The sequence below is a fragment of the Myxococcus sp. AM010 genome (genome assembly GCF_013372585.1).
Lineage (GTDB): Bacteria > Myxococcota > Myxococcia > Myxococcales > Myxococcaceae > Myxococcus > Myxococcus vastator.
On the sequence record NZ_JABXEO010000011.1, the window covers coordinates 108,540 to 126,459 of the forward strand.

General features: G+C 70.9%; 11 protein-coding genes. 6 read left to right on the top strand and 5 right to left on the bottom strand.

What is annotated here, in order from left to right:
- Positions 1-86: 86 nt before the first annotated feature.
- A complete protein-coding gene (locus HV826_RS08780) occupies positions 87-653 on the bottom strand; it encodes a hypothetical protein (RefSeq protein WP_176416545.1) in 567 nt (188 codons plus the stop codon).
- 74 nt (positions 654-727) lie between these two features.
- A complete protein-coding gene (locus tag HV826_RS08785; RefSeq protein ID WP_163777246.1) occupies positions 728-1,162 on the bottom strand; it encodes a hypothetical protein in 435 nt (144 codons plus the stop codon).
- Between the two features lie 167 nt (positions 1,163-1,329).
- On the opposite strand from HV826_RS08785, the gene HV826_RS08790 reads away from it, so the two are divergent.
- From HV826_RS08790 to HV826_RS08815, 6 genes are all read left to right on the top strand, one after another.
- Positions 1,330-3,987, top strand: a complete 2,658-nt coding sequence (locus HV826_RS08790) for an ATP-dependent Clp protease ATP-binding subunit (RefSeq protein WP_176416546.1) — start codon at positions 1,330-1,332, stop codon at positions 3,985-3,987.
- Positions 3,988-4,064: 77 nt separating this feature from the next.
- Entirely contained in the window at positions 4,065-4,718 is a 654-nt protein-coding gene (locus tag HV826_RS08795; RefSeq protein ID WP_176416547.1) for an Isoquinoline 1-oxidoreductase subunit, read from the top strand.
- Positions 4,715-5,176 carry a (2Fe-2S)-binding protein gene (locus HV826_RS08800; protein ID WP_176416548.1) on the top strand — a complete coding sequence of 154 codons (462 nt, stop codon included), beginning with the start codon at positions 4,715-4,717 and terminating at the stop codon, positions 5,174-5,176. Before HV826_RS08795 ends, HV826_RS08800 begins: the two co-directional genes overlap by 4 nt.
- 10 nt (positions 5,177-5,186) lie before the next feature.
- Positions 5,187-7,448: a molybdopterin cofactor-binding domain-containing protein gene (locus HV826_RS08805; protein WP_176416549.1), complete on the top strand. Its 2,262-nt coding sequence runs from the start codon at positions 5,187-5,189 to the stop codon at positions 7,446-7,448.
- Between the two features lie 153 nt (positions 7,449-7,601).
- Complete coding sequence (locus HV826_RS08810; RefSeq protein WP_176408942.1) at positions 7,602-8,102, top strand: flavin reductase family protein; 501 nt, start codon at positions 7,602-7,604, stop codon at positions 8,100-8,102.
- A 25-nt stretch (positions 8,103-8,127) separates the two neighbouring features.
- A complete protein-coding gene (locus HV826_RS08815) occupies positions 8,128-8,709 on the top strand; it encodes a superoxide dismutase (RefSeq protein WP_176416550.1) in 582 nt (193 codons plus the stop codon).
- 55 nt (positions 8,710-8,764) lie between these two features.
- On the opposite strand, the gene HV826_RS08820 is transcribed toward HV826_RS08815, so the two are convergent.
- Genes HV826_RS08820 through HV826_RS08830 form a run of 3 tightly spaced genes read right to left on the bottom strand, consistent with a single transcriptional unit; the run spans position 8,765 to position 17,856 of the window.
- Entirely contained in the window at positions 8,765-11,059 is a 2,295-nt protein-coding gene (locus HV826_RS08820; protein ID WP_176416551.1) for an AAA family ATPase, read from the bottom strand.
- 1 nt (position 11,060) lies between these two features.
- The gene (locus tag HV826_RS08825) at positions 11,061-14,444 is read right to left on the bottom strand and encodes an AAA family ATPase (RefSeq protein ID WP_176416552.1); all 3,384 of its coding nucleotides are present in this window, start codon (positions 14,442-14,444) and stop codon (positions 11,061-11,063) included.
- Between the two features lie 4 nt (positions 14,445-14,448).
- Entirely contained in the window at positions 14,449-17,856 is a 3,408-nt protein-coding gene (locus tag HV826_RS08830) for an AAA family ATPase (RefSeq protein WP_255217110.1), read from the bottom strand.
- Between the last annotated feature and the right edge of the window lie 64 nt (positions 17,857-17,920).

A 17,920-nucleotide genomic window follows, 5' to 3' on the forward strand; every position in this document is an offset into this window, starting at 1 on the left:
GCGGACGCACACGGACTCGGAAACGAACGAAGGGCCAGCCCCCACCTGCGTGGGAACTGGCCCTGGAGCTTCCATCCGATTCGGGATTACAGGCCGCGCATCAGCTGGGCCTGGGCGAAGGCCGCCATCTGCTGGGCGTTGAAGCGGCCCTCGGCGATGTCGCCCACCGTCTTCGCGCCGGTGCGGACCGTCTCCACCATGTCCGCCAGCTTGCCCACGGTGCCGGCCTTGCCGAGCATGGAGGCCACGCCGCCCAGCGGACCGCCGGCGACCATGGCCAGGCCGTTGTCGATGAACTTGTCGACGAAGGGCTTGGCGAGCTGGCCAATGCCGAAGGGCAGCTTGTCCAGCAGCCCGCCAATCATGCCCTTGAGCGGGCCGGTGATGGCGCTCATCGCCTTGTCGACGAGGCCGGACACCTGACCCAGCGCGCTGCCAATCTTGCCGGCGATGCCGCTGAGGCCGTTCGCCAGGCCGCCTACCGCCTTGCCGATGCCGCCCAGCGCCTTGCCGATACCGCCCAGCGCGCCCGCGATACCGCCCGCGGCCTTGCTCGCCGCGCTGGCCGCACCCGCGGCGGCGCTCCGACCAGCACTGCTCGCGCCATTCGAGCCACGGCCACCGTTCGAACCACCTGCGCCGCCAACGGACATGGGGAAAACCTTTACGAAAGAGGTTGAATGTACGGATTGTCGGGGAGCGTGGGAGAAAGTTGCGTCAAATCCGGCTAGACGCGATCAGGCCCGCCCTTGGGCACGTGCTGGCGGAGCTTCTGGCTGGTCTCCTCGTCCACCTTCACGGGCTCCTGGCCCTCATCCCCCCGCAGGGACGGCTTGTTCGCGTCATCCTGCTTCCCTTCAAAGCCACTGTAATAGGACTTGGGCGGGCCAATGCCCAGCTCGCCATTGGCGGCGGCGATGAAGAAGTTGGCGACGTCCTGGGTGGACGGCGGGTTGTAGCCGGCGGCGCGCAGTTCCTCGTCCGGGGCGACGATGAGCGTTGGCTCCTTGTCCGGGTTCTGGGCGTAGTCGAGGACCAGCTCGACGTAGGCCTCCAACTCCATGTCCAGGGACTTCGCGATGCGCTGGGTGTCTGGGTCCGCGAGCAGCTCGGCGCGGACATTCTCCACGGGGCGCTTCAGGCGGGGTTTCTGTTCGGACATGTCGGGGACTCCCGGAGGGCGTGGAAAAACGACTCTTCCGGCAGGTTAGCGTCCCGTGCAACGGGGGGCCACCTTGGACGCCCGGCCCTGGCCTGGGGCCGAGGTGAGGCGCACCGGCCGTCCCTAGTGTTGGGGTTGAACCGTCGTCGTCCGGGGGATCCCAAACCATGGCCAATGTCTGCGACCTCTGCCACCAGCGCCCAGCGACCACCCGCGTCACGCGCGTCATGGGGAACCGGCGGACCACCGAGTCCCTGTGTGACATCTGCAGCAGCCAGCGCTCGCGCTTCGGGCGCATGGGCCTGGGCACGTCGCTCTTCGACCAGTTCTTCAGTGACTTCGGAGACGAGGACTTCGGGGGGCTGTCGCGCTCACTCCAGCAGCCGGTGGAGCGCTACGACATCACCGAGGCCTTCTCCGACGAGACGCGGCGCGTGCTGGAGGCGGCCTTCGAGGCGGCGCGAAGCGCGGGGGCGGCCTCCATCGACACGGAGCACCTGCTGGTGGCGCTCGCGAAGGACCCGCTGGGACGGGCGGCGCTCAGCCGCATGAAGCTGGACCCGGCCCGCGTCGCCGAGCGCGCCGAGTCCGAGCTGCGCCGTGGGAAGCGCCCCATGGAGCGGCCCGAGCTGTCGCCGCACGCCAAGCGCGCCCTGGAGCTCGCGTACCAGGAGGCCTTCGAGCTGGGGCATTCCTACGTGGGCCCCGAGCACGTGCTGCTGGGGTTGCTCCAGGAAGGGGAAGGCCTGGCGTCGGAGCTTCTGCGCGAGCAAGGCGCCCAGCATGGCAAGGCGCGCGCATCCGTCGCGGAGTCGCTGGCGCCGTCCTCCGACGAGGCGCGCCGGTCGCCCACGCCCACGCTGGATGAGTACTGCCGCGACCTGACGAGCCTGGCCTCGGAAGGGAAGCTGGACCCGGTGGTGGGGCGGGCCAACGAAATCGAGACCACGCTCGAAATCCTCTCGCGCCGCACGAAGAACAACCCGGTGCTCATCGGTGAGCCGGGCGTGGGCAAGACGGCCATCGTGGAGGGCATCGCCCAGCGCATCATCTCCGCGGCCGTCCCCGACACGCTGCGGGACAAGCGCGTGCTGCAGTTGGATTTGTCCGGCCTGCTCGCGGGCAGCAAGTACCGCGGCGAGTTCGAGGAGCGGCTGAAGAAGGTCATGGACGAGGTGAAGGCGCACAGCGAGGACATCGTCCTCTTCATCGACGAGATTCACACCATCGTCGGGGCGGGCGCGGCGGAGGGCGCCATGGACGCGGGCAACATGCTCAAGCCGTCCCTGGCGCGCGGCGAGCTGCACGTCATCGGCGCGACGACGCTGGACGAGTACCGCAAGCGCATCGAGAAGGACGCCGCGCTCGAGCGCCGCTTCCAGCCCGTGGTCGTCCCGGAGCCGACGGCCGAGCAGGCCATCGAGATTCTGCGAGGCCTCAAGGACCGCTACGAGTCCCACCACCGCGTGCGCATCGCGGACGAGGCGCTGGTGGCGGCGGTGGAGCTGTCGGACCGCTACGTCACCGGGCGCTTCCTGCCGGACAAGGCCATTGACCTGGTGGACCAGGCGGCGGCCCGGGTGCGCTTGCGGCTCACGCTGCCACCGGAGCGCCTGGTGAACGCCGAGCATGAGGTGGTGAAGGTGAAGCGCTCGCTCGACGAGGCGCGCGGCCGGAAGGCGGGGCCGCGCATCCAGGAGCTGGAGTCGAAGCTGAGCGCCGCCGAGCGCGAGGTCCAGAGCGCGCAGAAGGAGCGCCGCACGCAGAAGTCCGGTGAGATGCCGGAGGTCCGCGCCGAGGACGTGGCGGAGGTGCTGTCGCGCATGACGGGCATCCCCGTGACGCAGATGACGGAGGACGAGCGCAAGAAGCTGCTGGAGCTGGAGGCGCGGCTGCACGAGCGCGTCATCGGTCAGGAGGAGGCCATCCGCGTGCTGTCGCAGGCCATCCGGCGGGCGCGGGCGGGGCTGAAGGACGAGTCGCGTCCCATCGGCTCCTTCCTCTTCCTGGGCCCCACGGGCGTGGGCAAGACGGAGCTGGCGAAGACGCTGGCGGAGCTGCTCTTCGGTGACGAGAAGGCGCTCCTCCGCTTCGACATGAGTGAGTACATGGAGAAGCACGCCGTGAGCCGGCTGGTGGGCGCGCCGCCGGGCTACATCGGCTACGAGGAGGGCGGGCAGCTCACGGAGGCCGTGCGGCGGCGGCCCTACAGCGTGCTCCTCTTCGACGAGGTGGAGAAGGCCCACCCCGACGTGTTCCACATGCTGCTCCAGGTGCTGGATGACGGGCGGCTCACGGACGCGCAGGGCACGGTGGTGAACTTCAAGAACACCGTCATCATCGGCACCAGCAACCTGGGCTCGCACCTCATCCAGGAGTCCACCGCGCGCAAGGAGCCGCAGGAGCGCATGCGGGAGCGCGTCATGGGCGTGCTCAAGGGGCACTTCCCGCCCGAGCTCCTCAACCGCATCGACGAGACGGTGGTCTTCGAGCCGCTCAACCGCGCGCAGCTGCGCGCCATCGTGGACCTGATGCTGGAGAAGACGCGCCGCCTGCTGCACGGCCAGGGCATCACACTGGAGGTGACGCCCGCGGCGCTGGAGGCGCTGGTGGACAAGGGGTGGGACCCGACCTTCGGCGCGCGTCCGCTGCGGCGTGAAATCCAGCGCGCCATCGAGGCGCCGCTCGCGGAGAAGCTCATCTCGGGTGACATCCATGAGAACAGCCGCGTGAGCGCGGATTTCAAGGATGGAAGATTCCGTTTTGACGAGGTGGAGGCCCCTGAGACGGAAGGCGAGCAGGCGGAAGAGAGCGCCGTTCACTGAACCGTCACGTGTGGGGTCATCCTGGCCCCCGAACATTCGCCTTGTAGTTGGTACGGACATACCGGAGCCTTGGCGTGATGCAGCCATCTCTTCCGGTCATGGCCTCGCTCTGCGTCCTCCTGCTGGCGGGAGGATGTAAGCGGGAGCCCGATGCCGCGGCGGCGCAGGTTCCCGCGCTGCCCGAGGTTGCCCCCAACGCGCTGCGCCCCGTGGAGGCCTTCGCGGCCATCCCGGACCGGAAGGAGCGCTCTCGCGCGCTCTTCCTGGAGGCCAGCCGCGTCTTCTTCCACCCGCGGTGCGCGAACTGTCACCCGGCGGGGGACCGCCCGCTGCAAGGCGACGACGGCCAGCCTCATGACCCGCCCGTGGTGCGCGGCCCGGAGGACCAGGGCGTGGTGGGCATGGAGTGCACCAGCTGCCACCAGGACAAGAACCAGGACCTGGCCCGCGTGCCCGGCGCGCCGAAGTGGCATGTCGCTCCCATCGAAATGGCGTGGGTGGGCAAGAGTCCTCGCGAGGTGTGCGAGCAGCTCAAGGACTTGAAGCGCAACGGCGGCAAGACGCCCGAGCAGATGATTGAGCACAACACCCACGACGCGCTGGTGGCCTGGGGATGGAACCCGGGCTCGGGGCGTGAGCCCGCTCCGGGGACGCAGGCGCAGTTCGGCGCCATCGTCGCGGCCTGGGTGGAGACGGGCTCGGAGTGCCCGAGCGAGGAGGCACGGCCGTGACGGTTCGCGTTCGCATCAACGGTGAGGAGAAGGAGCTGGACGTCGACCCGGAGATGCCGCTGCTGTGGGCGGTGCGGGATGTGCTCGGGCTCACTGGCACGAAGTACGGCTGCGGTCAGGCGCTGTGTGGCGCATGCACCGTCCACCTCGACGGCCAGCCAGTCCGCGCGTGCGTGACGCCCATCCGCCGCGCGGAGGGGCACTCGGTGACGACCATCGAAGGGCTGTCGCCCGATGGCAACCACCCGCTGCAGAAGGCCTGGGTGGAGCTGGGCGTGCCGCAGTGTGGCTTCTGCCAGGCGGGGCAGATCATGTGCGCGGCGGCGCTGCTGGCGAAGAAGCCACAGCCGTCCGACAAGGAGATTGACCAGTCGCTCGCCGGCAACCTGTGCCGGTGTGGGACGTACACGCGAATCCGCTCGGCCGTGAAGAAGGCCGCGGGCATGTCCGAGGAGTGACGAGGCCGCCATGACGAAGCTGCTCACGTTGATTAGCCGGCGCTCGTTCCTGGAAGGCCTGAACCTGTCCGTGGGAGGGCTCGCCCTGGGCGTCTTCTCCGGCGGCCTGGCCGTGGCGGCCAGTGAGGCCTCCGCGGCGAAGGGCGCTCCGGGGTTGAACCCGAACGTGTTCGTCCATGTGGCGCCGGACGGAGCGGTCACCATTATCTGTGCCCGCTCGGAGATGGGGCAGGGCATTCGCAGCTCGCTGCCGGTGCTCGTCGCGGATGAGCTGGGCGCAGACATGGCGCGGGTGACGGTGGCCCAGGCCGACGGCGACAAGGTCTACGGCGACCAGAACACGGACGGCTCCAGCAGCGTGCGGGGCGTGTACGACGACATCCGCCGCATGGGCGCCACCGCTCGGGTGATGCTGGTGGCCGCGGCCGCCCGCCGCTGGAAGGTGAAGCCGGAGGCGTGCGAGGCCCGGGACCACGCGGTGTTCCTCCGCGACGGCACGCGCTCGCTGGGCTTCGGCGAGCTGGTGGCCGCCGCGTCGAAGCTGCCCATCCCGAAGGAGCAGGACGTCAAGCTGCGGCCGAAGAGCGAGCTGCGGATGGCGGGCCGGCCCATGCCGCTGCTGGACGGCCCGGCCTATGTGACGGGAACCGCGGTGTTTGGTGCCGACATCCGTCTGCCAGGGATGCTCATCGCGGTCGTGGCGCGCCCGCCCGTCGTGGGTGGCAAGGTCGTTCGCTTCGACGCCACCCGCGCGCTCGCGGTGCCCGGGGTGAAGAAGGTCTTCGAGCTGCCCGCGCCGAAGCCGCCCTACACGTTCCAGTCCTGGGGCGGCGTCGCGGTGCTCGCGGAGAACACCTGGGCGGCGATGCGCGGGCGCGAGGCCCTGGACATCACCTGGGAAGACGGGCCGAACGCCTCCTATGACTCGGCGACGTACCGGGAGCAGCTGACGGCGTCGATTCGTGAGCCCGGAGCGGTGGCGCGCAACGTCGGGGACGTCGACGCGGCGCTCGCCTCCGCCGCCCGCGTCGTCCAGGCCGAGTACCACGTCCCGCACCAGTCCCACGTGCCCATGGAGCCTCCCGTGGCCCTGGCGCGGGTGGAGAACGGGACGTGTGAGGTCTGGGCGCCCACGCAGCATCCGCAGGCCGCGCGCGGCGTGGCGGCGGCGACGGCGGAGCTCCCGGAGGAGAAGGTCCAGGTCCACGTCACGTTCCTGGGCGGAGGCTTCGGCCGCAAGTCCAAGGCGGACTTCATCGCCGAGGTGGTGTGGCTGGCGAAGGAAGCGGGCGTGCCGGTGCGCGTGCAGTGGACGCGTGAGGACGACGTCCGGCACGACTACTATCACTCCGTCAGCGCGCAGCAGCTCACCGCGGGGCTGGATGCGTCTGGCAAGGTCATCGCGTGGCGGCACCGCACCGCGTTCCCGCCCATCGCGTCCACCTTCGCGCAGGCCACGCGGCCCAGCCCGTCGGACCTCCAGCAGGGCGTGCTCGACCTGGCGCTCTCCGTGCCCAACGTCCGGGCGGAAACCTGCGAGGCGCCTCCGCACGTGCGCATCGGCTGGCTCCGGTCCGTCTACAACATCTTCCACGCCTTCTCCGTGAACGCGTTCGTGGACGAGCTGGCGCACCTTCGCGGCACGGACCCGCGCGACATGCTGCTGGAGGTGCTGGGGCCGCCGCGCCAGGCGTCGCTCCAGGAGCTGGGCATCACCGCGCTGCGGAACTACGGCGCCTCCGTGGAGGACCACCCCGTGGACGCGGGGCGCTTGCGCGGTGTCATCGAGCGCGTGACGGCGATGTCTGGCTGGGACGCGCGCAAGGCGAAGGGCCGGGCGCTGGGGCTCGCCGCGCACCGCAGCTTCCTCAGCTACGTGGCCGTGGTGGCCTCGGTGGTCAAGGATGACCAGGGGCGCCTCCGCGTCGACGAGGCGTGGGTGTCGGTGGATGCCGGGACGATTCTCAACCCGGAGCGCGTGCGCTCACAGATGGAGGGCTCCGTCATCTTCGGCATGAGCATCGCGCTGCACGGCGCCGTCACCATGAAGGGCGGGGTGCCGGAGCAGTCGAACTTCCACGACCTCAAGCTGGTGCGCATCGGCGAGGCGCCGCGGAAGATTCACGTCGACATCGTCCCCAGCGAGCTGCCGTCCGGCGGCATTGGCGAGCCCGGCGTGCCTCCGGTGGCGCCCGCCATCATCAACGCCATCTTCGCGCTCACGGGCACGCGCATCCGTGAGCTGCCGGTGTCCCGCACGCTGGCTGTCTGAGTGTCACGTCCGGTGTCTGGGGGGGGCTCCAGGCACCGGGACGGCGCGCCTCGGCGTGGGTGGGTCATCCAGACCCCTGCCATTGGAACAACAACCCGCCAATCCATTGGCAGGTGTGATGACAGGTGGGCGGAGCGCCTGTATCCAGGGGGCATGACGCAGAGCACGCCAGAAGGTGTGGACACGCGCGGCTTCCGGGATGCCATGGCCCAGTGGGCCACCGGCGTGGCCGTGGTCGCGATACGAGACGCCGAAGGCCTGCGGGCGACGACGGTGAGCTCCTTCAGTTCGCTGTCGCTGGAGCCGCCGCTGGTGGTGGTGGCGCTGACGGAGGCGTCCCGCACGTTGAAGCGGGTGGAGGCCTCCGGCGTCTTCACGCTCAGCATCCTGTCCGCCGCACAACGTTCCATCTCCGTGCGGTGCGCGAAGGGTGAGCTCGACGCGCAGCTCTTCGACGCCGACGCCTTCGTGCGGGACAGCCTGGTGGGGCTGTCATGCCAGGTCCATGGCCTGCACCGTCACGGTGACCACACGCTGATTGTCGGCCGCGTCACACGTCTCCATGCGGGACGTCCGCAGGAGCCCCTTCTTTATTGGGAGCGGGGCTATCGAACCGTGACCTCGCTGCCGCCGTCTGATAGCGGTGGCGCCTGACTTCTCTCACCGAAAGGAAACGACCATGCCGTTCACGCTGCCTGAACTGCCTTACAAGAAGGACGCGCTCCAGCCGCACATGAGCGCGGAGACGCTCGAGTTCCACCACGACAAGCACCACGCCGCCTACGTGACGAACCTGAACAAGCTCCTGGACGGCAAGCCGGAGGCGAACAAGTCGCTGGAGGAGGTCATCCTCAACAGCGAGGGGGGTGTGTTCAACAACGCCGCGCAGGTGTGGAACCACACCTTCTTCTGGCAGTGCATGAAGCCCGCTGGCGGCGGCAAGCCGACGGGTGAGCTCGCGGCGGCCATCGACCGTGACTTCGGCTCCTTCGAGAAGTTCAAGGAGGAGTTCTCCACCGCCGCGGCCACGCAGTTCGGCTCGGGCTGGGCGTGGCTGGTGCTGGAGGGCGGCAAGCTCAAGGTCACCAAGACGAGCAACGCCGACCTGCCGATGAAGCACGGCCAGAAGGCCCTGCTGACCATCGACGTGTGGGAGCACGCCTATTACATCGACTTCCGGAACGCGCGTCCCAAGTTCATCGAGACGTTCCTGACGCACCTGGTGAACTGGGACTTCGTGGCCCAGAACCTCAAGGGCTAGGCCGCACCGCACGCCCACGCACGGCGTCCATCGCTGGCCTGGGCGGCCTCGGAGGTCATTCGAGGCCGCTCAACGCAATCCGCCCCTCCGCTCCCACGCGGAGCACCACCTGGGGCGGAGCGCTGGTGGCCTGGGCCGCGAGCCACCGCGCCAGGGGCGCGACCACCTGTTGCTCCACGGCGCGCTTGAGCGGCCTGGCCCCATAGCGTGCGTCGAAGCCGGTGCGCGCCAGGTGCTTCACCACGTCCTCGTCGAAGGCCACCTTCACGCCCCGGCGGCTGAGCCCCTCGCGAGAGAGGGCCGCCTCCAGCGCGCGCCGGGCGAGTGCTTCGATGACGTCCTCCGTGAGCGCGCGGTAGGGCACCACCCGGTCCAACCGGTTCAGCAGCTCGGGCCGGAAGAAGGCCGCCGCGGCCCCTAGGTAATGCGCCGCCCGCTCCTGGACGCCGCGCTCCCCGAAGCCCAGCGAGCGCCCCGCGCTGTCCGCGCCCAGGTTGCTGGTGAGCAGCACCACGGTGTTGCGGAAGCTGACGGTGCGGCCCGTGGCGTCGGTGAGCCGGCCTTCGCCCAGCACCTGCAACAGCAGGTCATGGACGCCCGCGTCCGCCTTTTCGACTTCGTCCAGCAGCACCACGCCGAAGGGCTGCTCGCGGACGCGCCGCGCCAGGCTGCCTTGTTGGCCGCCCGCTTCTCCCACCAGCCGGGTGGCGCTGCCGGGCGCGGCGTACTCCGCCATGTCGAAGCGCGCCAGCCGGGCCACGTCGCCAAACAGGTACTCCGCCAGCGCGAGCGCCGACTCCGTCTTGCCCACGCCCGTGGGGCCCAGCAGCAGGAAGGCGCCCAGCGGACGCGAGGGGTCCGCCAGGCCCGTTTTCAGCGTGACGACCAGGTTGCGCAGGAGGAGGGTGGCCTCGTCCTGGCCCACCACGCGCTCGCGGAGGCGGCGGAGCAGGGCGTCCGGGTCCAACCGGATGGCGGAGTCCACCAGCTCGAGCGGGTAGCCGGTCCGGGTGCAGAAGGCGCGCGTCACCGAGGCGGCGTTCACGTCTCCGGCCGCGCCGGGCTCCGTGCTGGCGGCGCGCAGCAGGGACACCGCGCCTCCGGGCAGAGGGCCCGAGCCGAAGCGCTCCGTGAGCTCGCCCGCGCGGTCCAGCGCATCGGGCGTGAAGCGCACCTTGCGCGCGCGGCCCACCCGATGCGAGGCCTGCAGAAGCGCGGTGCGCGCGGCCTGGGCTGACAGGGGCGCCACGGCGATGTGCCGGAGCGATTGAAGGAACGCGGCGTGGGTCCGCTCCGCGCGGGCCACGTCCTCGGGGGTCGCCTCCAGGACGAGTGAAACTTCGCCGCTCTCCAACGCGGGCAGGAGCTGACGCGCCACATCCAGCCCCGTGTCCCCGCCACCCAGGGAGAGCAGCTCCGACAGGCTGTCGAGGTGCAGCACGGCTCGGCGGACACGCAGGGCCTCCACCATGTGCTTCACGCGCTCCTGCCACTGCCCCAGGTAGCGCATGCCCGCCATGATGCGGCCCCCGGAGGAGCTGAAGACCTCCAGCCCGTGGAGCGGCGAACCCGGGGTGGCCGCCTCCGCGCGTTGCACCAGCTCATGGACCAGGGCCGTCTTGCCCACGGATGACGGGCCCACCAGGAGCACGCTGGCGCGGGTGCGCGAGGTGACGGCCTCCGCGAGCCGGGACACCTCCAGATCCCGCTCCCAGGCGCGCTCCAGCAAGCCCGCGCGCGCTTCTTCATTGAGGCACCGGCTGGCTTCCGCGAGCCCGGGTGGTGGCGCCTGGCGCCGCTGCGGCTTCGCGGCATCGACGGCGCGGGCACGCGGCGTGTCCCGGAAGCGGACAGGCACCGACAGCGTCTCCACCTGCTCCTCGCCCACGTAGGCCAGCGCGTGCAGCCGGTCGAGCGGCGCGAGGTAGAGCTCGTGGCGGACCAGCTCCTCGACGAAGGGCTCCAGGTCCGCCGCGTCATACAGCGTGCCCTTGACGTCCACACGGGGCACCCACACTCGCAGGGACTGGCGCGCCGATGCCCCCTTGCGTGCGGTGCGGGCCTTCACCCCGTGCGTGAGCACGGTGAGGCGCAGCGGGACGGACAGCATCTTCCCGTGTTCGAGCGCGCGCACCGTCAGCGTCGTCTTCCGCTGGCGCAAGTCGCTCCAGTGCGTCTCCTCGTCCCAGAGCTCGCCTCGCTTGAGGAGCCGCCCCACCACCGCCGCGATGTCGAGCCTCGCGGCGTGCAGCGTCGGCGCGAAGGCCGCCAGGTGTGGGTGGGTGAGGACGTGGGCCGCCACGCCCAGCCCGGGATAGGTACGCACGAAGAGGTGGACGTTCTTTTCCATGTCAGTCGTGTCCCTGGCCAGGTTTCCGGAGCACCCTCGCGGCCCAGGCGAGCGCCTCTCCGGGGCGGCGTCCGCTCGCGACGTGCGTGAGCTCGGTCGAGTCGTGGGGCCGTCCGGTCGTGACACCCTCGCGGCCACGCAGGATGACGTGGCTGGCCGCGGCCACTGACGCGGCGCTGCTCCCGCGGGCTTCGCGTTCGCGGACGACGGCCTCATCCCATGTCGCCATCACGCGCGGCACGTCCTCCAGCCGCCCCACGTCTTCGGACAGGTGCTCCACGCGGACCAGGACCTGGCGCGGCCCATCTCCGTGGACGAGGTCCACCAGCGCATAACCTCGAAGGGGCGCCAGCACCTCGCGCAGGCCGATGGCCGACATCCGCACGGCGACACGCCGCAGCGCCAGGTCCTCGGACCGCTCGTCTCCATGGCGGAACCACTCGGAGCGCCCGTCGGCATGGACGGCTTCCAGGTACATCGCCGTCTCCCCAAGGGCACAGGGGAGGGAGTGCGCCACGGTCCACACCGCGGAGGGCGGCGCGTCGCCGAGCCCCTCCACCAACACCGTCACGACGTCCGCCCCCCGGGCCAGGTGTGTGAGCTGATGTTCAACCCAGGCCGTCTCATCGCGAAGGGCCAGCACCCGGGGCTGTGCGCGGCGGAGCTGTTCTTCGTTCGAGACGTGCAGCGGGCGCTCCTCGTAGGCAGGGCGCTGCCGCAGGCCCAGGTGGCCCACGTGATTCGAGTGCGAAGTCAGGCGCTGCTTCACGGTGGACTCAGGCGACTGCGCGTCCTGGAATTCGCGCGGGACCAGCTCGTAGTCGCGGATGTCCGTGGCCTCGAGTGCCAGCCGGTGCAGCCGCTCCTCCAAATCCCCTGCCTCGGGCACCTCCTCCGCCATCAACGCCTCCAGCCGCGAGCCGGTCTCCTCGAGCAGGCGGGAGACCTCCGCCAGTGTCCAAGCAGCGGCCGGCCGCTCGGGTGTCCACGCGGGTGCGTTGACCAGCAGCTCCACCGACACGCGCAGGTCGTCGCCATCTCGCAGCAGCTCCACGCGCGCCAGGTCGTCCGCGCTCCGTCGCACCAGGTGGTGGGCCAGGGGCAACGTGAGGCGCTTCTCCAGGGCGCGCTTGAGGGGGCGGGCGCCGTAGCGCGGGTCGTAGGCCTCCTCCACCAGCAGGTCCAGCAGGCGCGGCTCGACCTCCACCAGCACGTTGCCCTGCCGGATGCCATGACGCGACAGCAGGGCTTCGAGCGCGTGGTCCACCACCACGCGCAGCGCGGCGGGCGTGAGTGGACGGAAGGGCACCACCCGGTCCAGCCGGTTGAAGAACTCCGGGCGGAACCAGGCGCGCACGGCGGAGAGGTAGTGCGCCTCCGCGCTGTCCGCGGTGCGGTGGAAGCCGGTGTGGGTGGCGGCCTCGCGCACGCCGAGGTTGCTCGTGAGCACGACGACGGACTGCCGGGCATCCACCGTGCGTCCCGCGCCGTCCGTCAGCCGCCCCTCTCCGAGGAACTGGAGGAGGGCGTCGAACACGCGGGGATGGGCCTTCTCCACCTCGTCGAACAGCACCACGCAGAAGGGCTGGGTGCGCAGCGCGGTGGTCAGCTCGCCGTCGGGCGCGCCGGGCCGCCCGAGCAGCCGGGTGATGCTGGAGGACGTGACGAACTCCGACATGTCGAAGCGGATGAGCCGCTGCTCCCCGCCGAAGAGCGTCCGCGCGAGCGCCTTCGCCGTCTCCGTCTTGCCCACGCCCGTGGGGCCCACGAAGAGGTAGGTGGCCAGGGGCTTGTCGGACGGCTGGAGCGCGGACTGCAACGTGAGGATGGCGTCCACCACGGCGTCCACGGCCTCGGGCTGGCCCGCCACCTGCCGCTGCAGCTCCCACGTCAGCGCCTCGCGCTTCTTCGGCTGGGCGCTGCCCAGGATGAAGTCCGGGAGGCCCGTCTGCTCCCGCATCGCGTCGATGACGTCCCCTGACGAGAAGCGCCGGGTGCCCGAGGTGCTGACGCCCTGTCGGGCCATGACCCGGCGGAGCAGGCGGACGGCCTTGCCCGGGAACGCCTCGTGCGACACGAAGCGCTCCTGCAAGGAGAGCAGGGTCTCCAGCGCCAGCGGCGAGAGCCGGACCGCGCTGTCCGTGCTGTCCGCCTCCAGTTCGCGCACGGTGCCAAGGAGCGCGGGCAGCGTGGCGCGCGCATCCAGCGCGGGGACGTGGATGACGCGGAAGAGCGAGGCGAGCGTCGGAGCTTCTTCCCGCACGCGCTCGAAGCGCTCGGGCGTCGACTCGGCGAGCACCGTGAGCTCGCCCCGGGCCATGTGGGGCTCCAGGAACTGCGCGACGTTGGTGCGCTCATTGCGCGTGCGCCCCGCGTAGACGAGCGAGGCCAGGTCGTCCACGTAGAGCAGGTCGCCGACCTCCGTCAGTTCCTTCACCACGCCCCGCGCGCGGGCCTCCCACTGGCCCACGTACATCATGCCGGCGATGAACTGGTTGCCGTCCACGCGCCACACGTCGCGGCGCACGCCCGCGGCGTCCTGCCGGGCGGTGAGCCGGCTCACCACTTCGTGAATCAGGGCCGTCTTGCCCGCCCCAGGTGGCCCCACCAGCACCAGCGCGGAGCCCTCGCGCCCTTCGAGCGCCTCCACGAGCTCGCGCACCAGGGCCTCCCGGCCGAAGCAGCGCTCCAGCGTGCCGTCCCGGGCTCCGTGGCTCAGGTTGCGCGCCACGGCCCGGAGCTCCACCAAGGTGAGGCGGCGTCGGTTGCGGCGTTGCTCCCGCTGCTCGGGCGTCTCGGGTGCGGTGTCTTCCTTCGCCGGGTGCTTCGTCCGGCGTCGTCGCGCGGGCTGGGCCGGTCGCGGCGGCGTGCGGGGGAGCACGGAGGGCGCATAGGCATCCACCTCCAGGAGCTCCAGCTGCTCCCGGCCCTGGGCCCAGTGCGCGTCCAGGGAGTCCAGGTTGTGCTCCAGGCACCACGCCACCAGCCGCCGCGCGAGCGCCTGAGGCAGGTCCGCGGGCTGGTTCAGCGCGAAGCGCGCGGCGGGGAGCCGGGTGGGGGTGACGACCCAGAAGGTGTCACGGGGCCACTTCTCCAGCAGCACGGACATGGTGCCCTGGAGGACGACGCGCCGGTTCTTCTCCCGGTCCCTGCCCTCCGCGTCGACGGTGACGTGCTTCAGGGCGAAGTGCGGCGGGAGCTGGTACCGCGCCACCTGGGAGGGCGACTCGCGCTCGAAGCGCTCCATGACGCCGAGCGCGAGCTCGTCTCGCAGCATGGAGAGGCTGGGCCCCACCTTGTGCAGCGCCGGGAAGAAGGCGGGCACCCAGGCCTCGACGAGCCGGCCGCCGAGCGGGGCCACCACGAAGGGAAGCTTCAGGTCCATGTCGTCAGTCCTCGTCCCGGCTGTTGAAGACGTGCCACTGCATCCAGGGCTCCAGCAGGGGCTCCAACTCAAACCCCTCCGGACCGAAGCGCTGCTGCACCCCGGTGCGCAGGTCCGTCAGCGACCCCTGGCCGGAGCCGATGCCCGACAGGCGCACCTGACGGACCTCGTTCTTCGGCAATCGCTTCTGCAACTCCTCGTGGGAGGAGAGGTCGAACAGCGAGAGGGCCCGCGGCTCGAAGAACGCATGCACCATCGAAATCTGACTGCCTTCGATGAAGCGATGCAGACCGTGCTCGCCCGCGAGCAGCAGGGCGTGGGGGCCGCCCTTGACTTGAAGCGCATAGGCGACCGGCTGCACGACGCGCTTGTCGAAGTCATCATCGTCGACCTTCCGCCATTGGGGCGGCGGAGGGGCGCGCGAGGCCTTCTCGCCGGGCTTGCGTTCGGGGACGGTGAGCAGGCCTCGCCACTTCGCCAGGGACGTCTTCTGGGTCCACCGCTCATAGGCCGCGGCGAGCATGCGCGCCTGCTTCCACGCGCCGCGTCCTGGCACCAGGATGAGGGTCGCGCCATGTGACGGGGGAAAGAGGGAGGAATAGATGCGTTGCCGGAGGCGCGAGAACGCCGCCTTCACCTGGTGCACCTCGCGGCTCAGGGACTCCACCTGCTCCACGGTCCTGGACAGGTGGGCCTCGAAGAGCAGGTCCTCGATGGCCTCCGCCTGCTGGGCGCACTCCCGAAGCGCCTGTTCCAGCGCTCGCGCCTCCGACGACTTGCGCGAGTTCTCTTCGGCCAGGGCCCGCTCCTCCCAGTACGCGGTGTGCCGGGAGACCTTGTCGAAGACGGCCAGGACGCGGCGCAGGGAGTTCATGGGCGCGCAGCGGCTCCAACGCTGGACCTCCGCGCGCACGGTGGCTGCTTCCTCGAGGATGCGCTCGATGGCCTCCCGGCCTCCGCCCTCGGCGGCGTCGCCCAGGGACTCGGCGCGCACTTCCAGCCCCGTGGCTCCCGCGTCCACCGTGAGGCTCGCCGGCCCCAAGCGGGGATGCGCCGCGAGCCAGTCCGCCACGGGGACCACCAGCTCGCGCTCCAGCGCGCGCTTCAAGGGACGGGCGCCATACCGCGCGTCGAAGCCTCGCAGGGCCAGCCAGTCCTGCGCGGCGGGGGTGACCTCCAGCAGGGCATCATGGAGCGAGAGGCCTGGACGGCGGCACACGGCCTCGAGCTCGCGGACCACCAGCCGGCGCAGCAGCGGGGCGGACAGCGGCGAGAAGACGACCACGTCGTCCAGGCGGTTGAACAGCTCCGGCCGGAAGAAGCGCTGCACCTCGGAGAGGTAGTGCGCGCGCAGGGAGGCCAGGTCCGGGGCACCACCCGACGCATCGAAGCCCACGCGAGCGCGCAGGGTGTCCGCGCCCAGGTTGCTGGTGAGGATGATGAGGGCGTTGCGGAAGTCCGTGAAGCGCCCGGAGGCATCGGTGAGGCGGCCTTCGCCCAGGACGCCCAGCAGCGCATCGTGAACGGCGGGGTGGGCCTTCTCCACCTCGTCCAGCAGCACGACGCAGAAGGGCTGCCGGCGCACCTCCGAGGTGAGGTAGCCCGGCGTCTCTCCGTCCCCCATCAACCGCAGCAGGGCGTCCGGACCGGCGTACTCACCCATGTCCAGGCGGACCATGCGCTCCTTTGCACCGAAGAGCAGCTCCGCCAGCGCCTTGGACAGCTCCGTCTTGCCCACGCCGGTGGGGCCCACGAAGAGCAGCACCCCCAGCGGGCGCCGCACGTCGGACATGCCGGCCTTGAGGACGGACACCACCGAGGCCGCGCGCTCCACGGCGGCGTCCTGGCCCATCACCCGCGAGGCCAGGAAGTCGCGCACGTGGGCGGACTCCAGCGGTTGGTCGTCCCGGAGCAGGTGCTCGGGGATTCCGGACTCCGAGGCGAACTGGTGAATGGCCTCCAGCCGGGTGACGGCGGCGCGCGAGGCTTGGGCACTCGACGCCAGCAGCCGGCGGACGAAGGCCACGGTGTTGCCGACCTGGGCGCCGTAGGGAAGGAAGCGGCGGCACAGGAAGAGCGCCTCGTCGAGCGCGTCGGGGTGGACCTGCATCGCGGTGGCCGCCGCGTCGTCCTCCGCCACCTTGGCGACGATGCGGCCAAGCGCTTCGGCCGTGGGCTCCGCGACGCGCACCACCGAGAAGAGCCGGGCGAAGCTGGTGTTGCGCTGCTCCACCTGGGCCCAGGTCTCCTCCGTGGCCTCGGCCACGACGGTGACATCACGCGCCGCCAGGAGCGGGAGCAGCAACTGGGCCACGTTCTGGTCGCTGTGGGCGCTCTTGCCCGCGTCGAGGAGCTCGGCGGCATGGCCCAGGGACAGCAGGGCCCGGGCCTCGGTGGCCTCACGGAAGGCGCGCAGCACCTGCTGCTGCCAGTCTCCGAAGAAGCCCTCGCCCGCGATGAGCCGGCTCCCGTCGAGGAAGTAGAACGGGCGGGCGCGCTCGGCGTCGGTGGCGGTGGGGGCGCGCAGCGACTGGGCGAGCGCGTGGAGCACCGATGTCTTGCCCACGCCCGAAGGTCCCACCAGGACCACCGGTTCGGCGTCCTTGGCCGCGAGCCGGTTCCGGAGCAGGGTGACCAGCGCCTCCTGCTCGTAGGCCGCGTCGAGCTGCCCTTCCTGCGCCAGCCGGTGCCAGGCCACGCCGACGCTGTCCAGAGTGGGCGTGGGCGGCGGCTTCGCGGGCGGCTCACCCGGGGCCCGATGCGCGGCGCGGCGGCGTGGCTCCCAGCTGTCCAGGTCCAGCGCCTCCGCGTCTTCGTCCTCGTCGTCCTCTCTCTCGTCGTCCTCCGGGTCGGCGGGCGCGTCCGGGGGGCGCGGCGGTGGACGGAGGTCCCGGTGCAGCTCGCGAGGCGTGAGGTCCGACAGGGCGACGGGGCTGGCCCGCACTTCGATTTCCAGCAGGGACTCCGCGCCATCCGGGCGCAGGGCGAGGCGCTCCGCGTCGGACATTCCCTCCAAGCGGTCCCCCAGCAGCTCCTGGGCTTCGGGGGAAAGGGCCTCGCCCTGGAACCAGTGGTGGCTGTCGAGGCGTGGCGCGTGGAGGCCCAGGAAGGCATTGAGCGTGGGGGCCACCACGGCGGACAGCGTCAGCGGCGCGAAGTGATTCTCCTCGGCGCCCCAGACGGGAAGCGCGGGCAGCTCCACCGTTTCGAGCGTCCCCCTGGTGGGGGCGATGAACTCCGGCACGCGCCGCGGGTGGACGCGGGAGAGCTGGTCGTCCAGCGTGAGCGTCAGCTCCTCGGTGGCGGCCTCCAGCGAGTCCGCGTGCACCGCGAGATGGCGCAGCGCCAGCGGCGTGAGCGTCACCCGGCCGCTGACGTGCCGCTGCAACCAGCATTGAAAACGGAAGTTCATGGGTGAGGGCCCGGGTGAAAACGGTGCCGTGCGTGACGGCATGAGCCCTCGGGAGCTGACCGGA

Coding starts and splice junctions, on each gene's coding strand:
- HV826_RS08780 (WP_176416545.1), bottom strand. CDS start 653: ATGTCCGTTGGCGGCGCAGGTGGTTCGAACGGTGGCCGTGGCTCGAAT.
- HV826_RS08785 (WP_163777246.1), bottom strand. CDS start 1,162: ATGTCCGAACAGAAACCCCGCCTGAAGCGCCCCGTGGAGAATGTCCGC.
- HV826_RS08790 (WP_176416546.1), top strand. CDS start 1,330: ATGGCCAATGTCTGCGACCTCTGCCACCAGCGCCCAGCGACCACCCGC.
- HV826_RS08795 (WP_176416547.1), top strand. CDS start 4,065: ATGCAGCCATCTCTTCCGGTCATGGCCTCGCTCTGCGTCCTCCTGCTG.
- HV826_RS08805 (WP_176416549.1), top strand. CDS start 5,187: ATGACGAAGCTGCTCACGTTGATTAGCCGGCGCTCGTTCCTGGAAGGC.
- HV826_RS08810 (WP_176408942.1), top strand. CDS start 7,602: ATGACGCAGAGCACGCCAGAAGGTGTGGACACGCGCGGCTTCCGGGAT.
- HV826_RS08815 (WP_176416550.1), top strand. CDS start 8,128: ATGCCGTTCACGCTGCCTGAACTGCCTTACAAGAAGGACGCGCTCCAG.
- HV826_RS08820 (WP_176416551.1), bottom strand. CDS start 11,059: ATGGAAAAGAACGTCCACCTCTTCGTGCGTACCTATCCCGGGCTGGGC.
- HV826_RS08825 (WP_176416552.1), bottom strand. CDS start 14,444: ATGGACCTGAAGCTTCCCTTCGTGGTGGCCCCGCTCGGCGGCCGGCTC.
- HV826_RS08830 (WP_255217110.1), bottom strand. CDS start 17,856: ATGAACTTCCGTTTTCAATGCTGGTTGCAGCGGCACGTCAGCGGCCGG.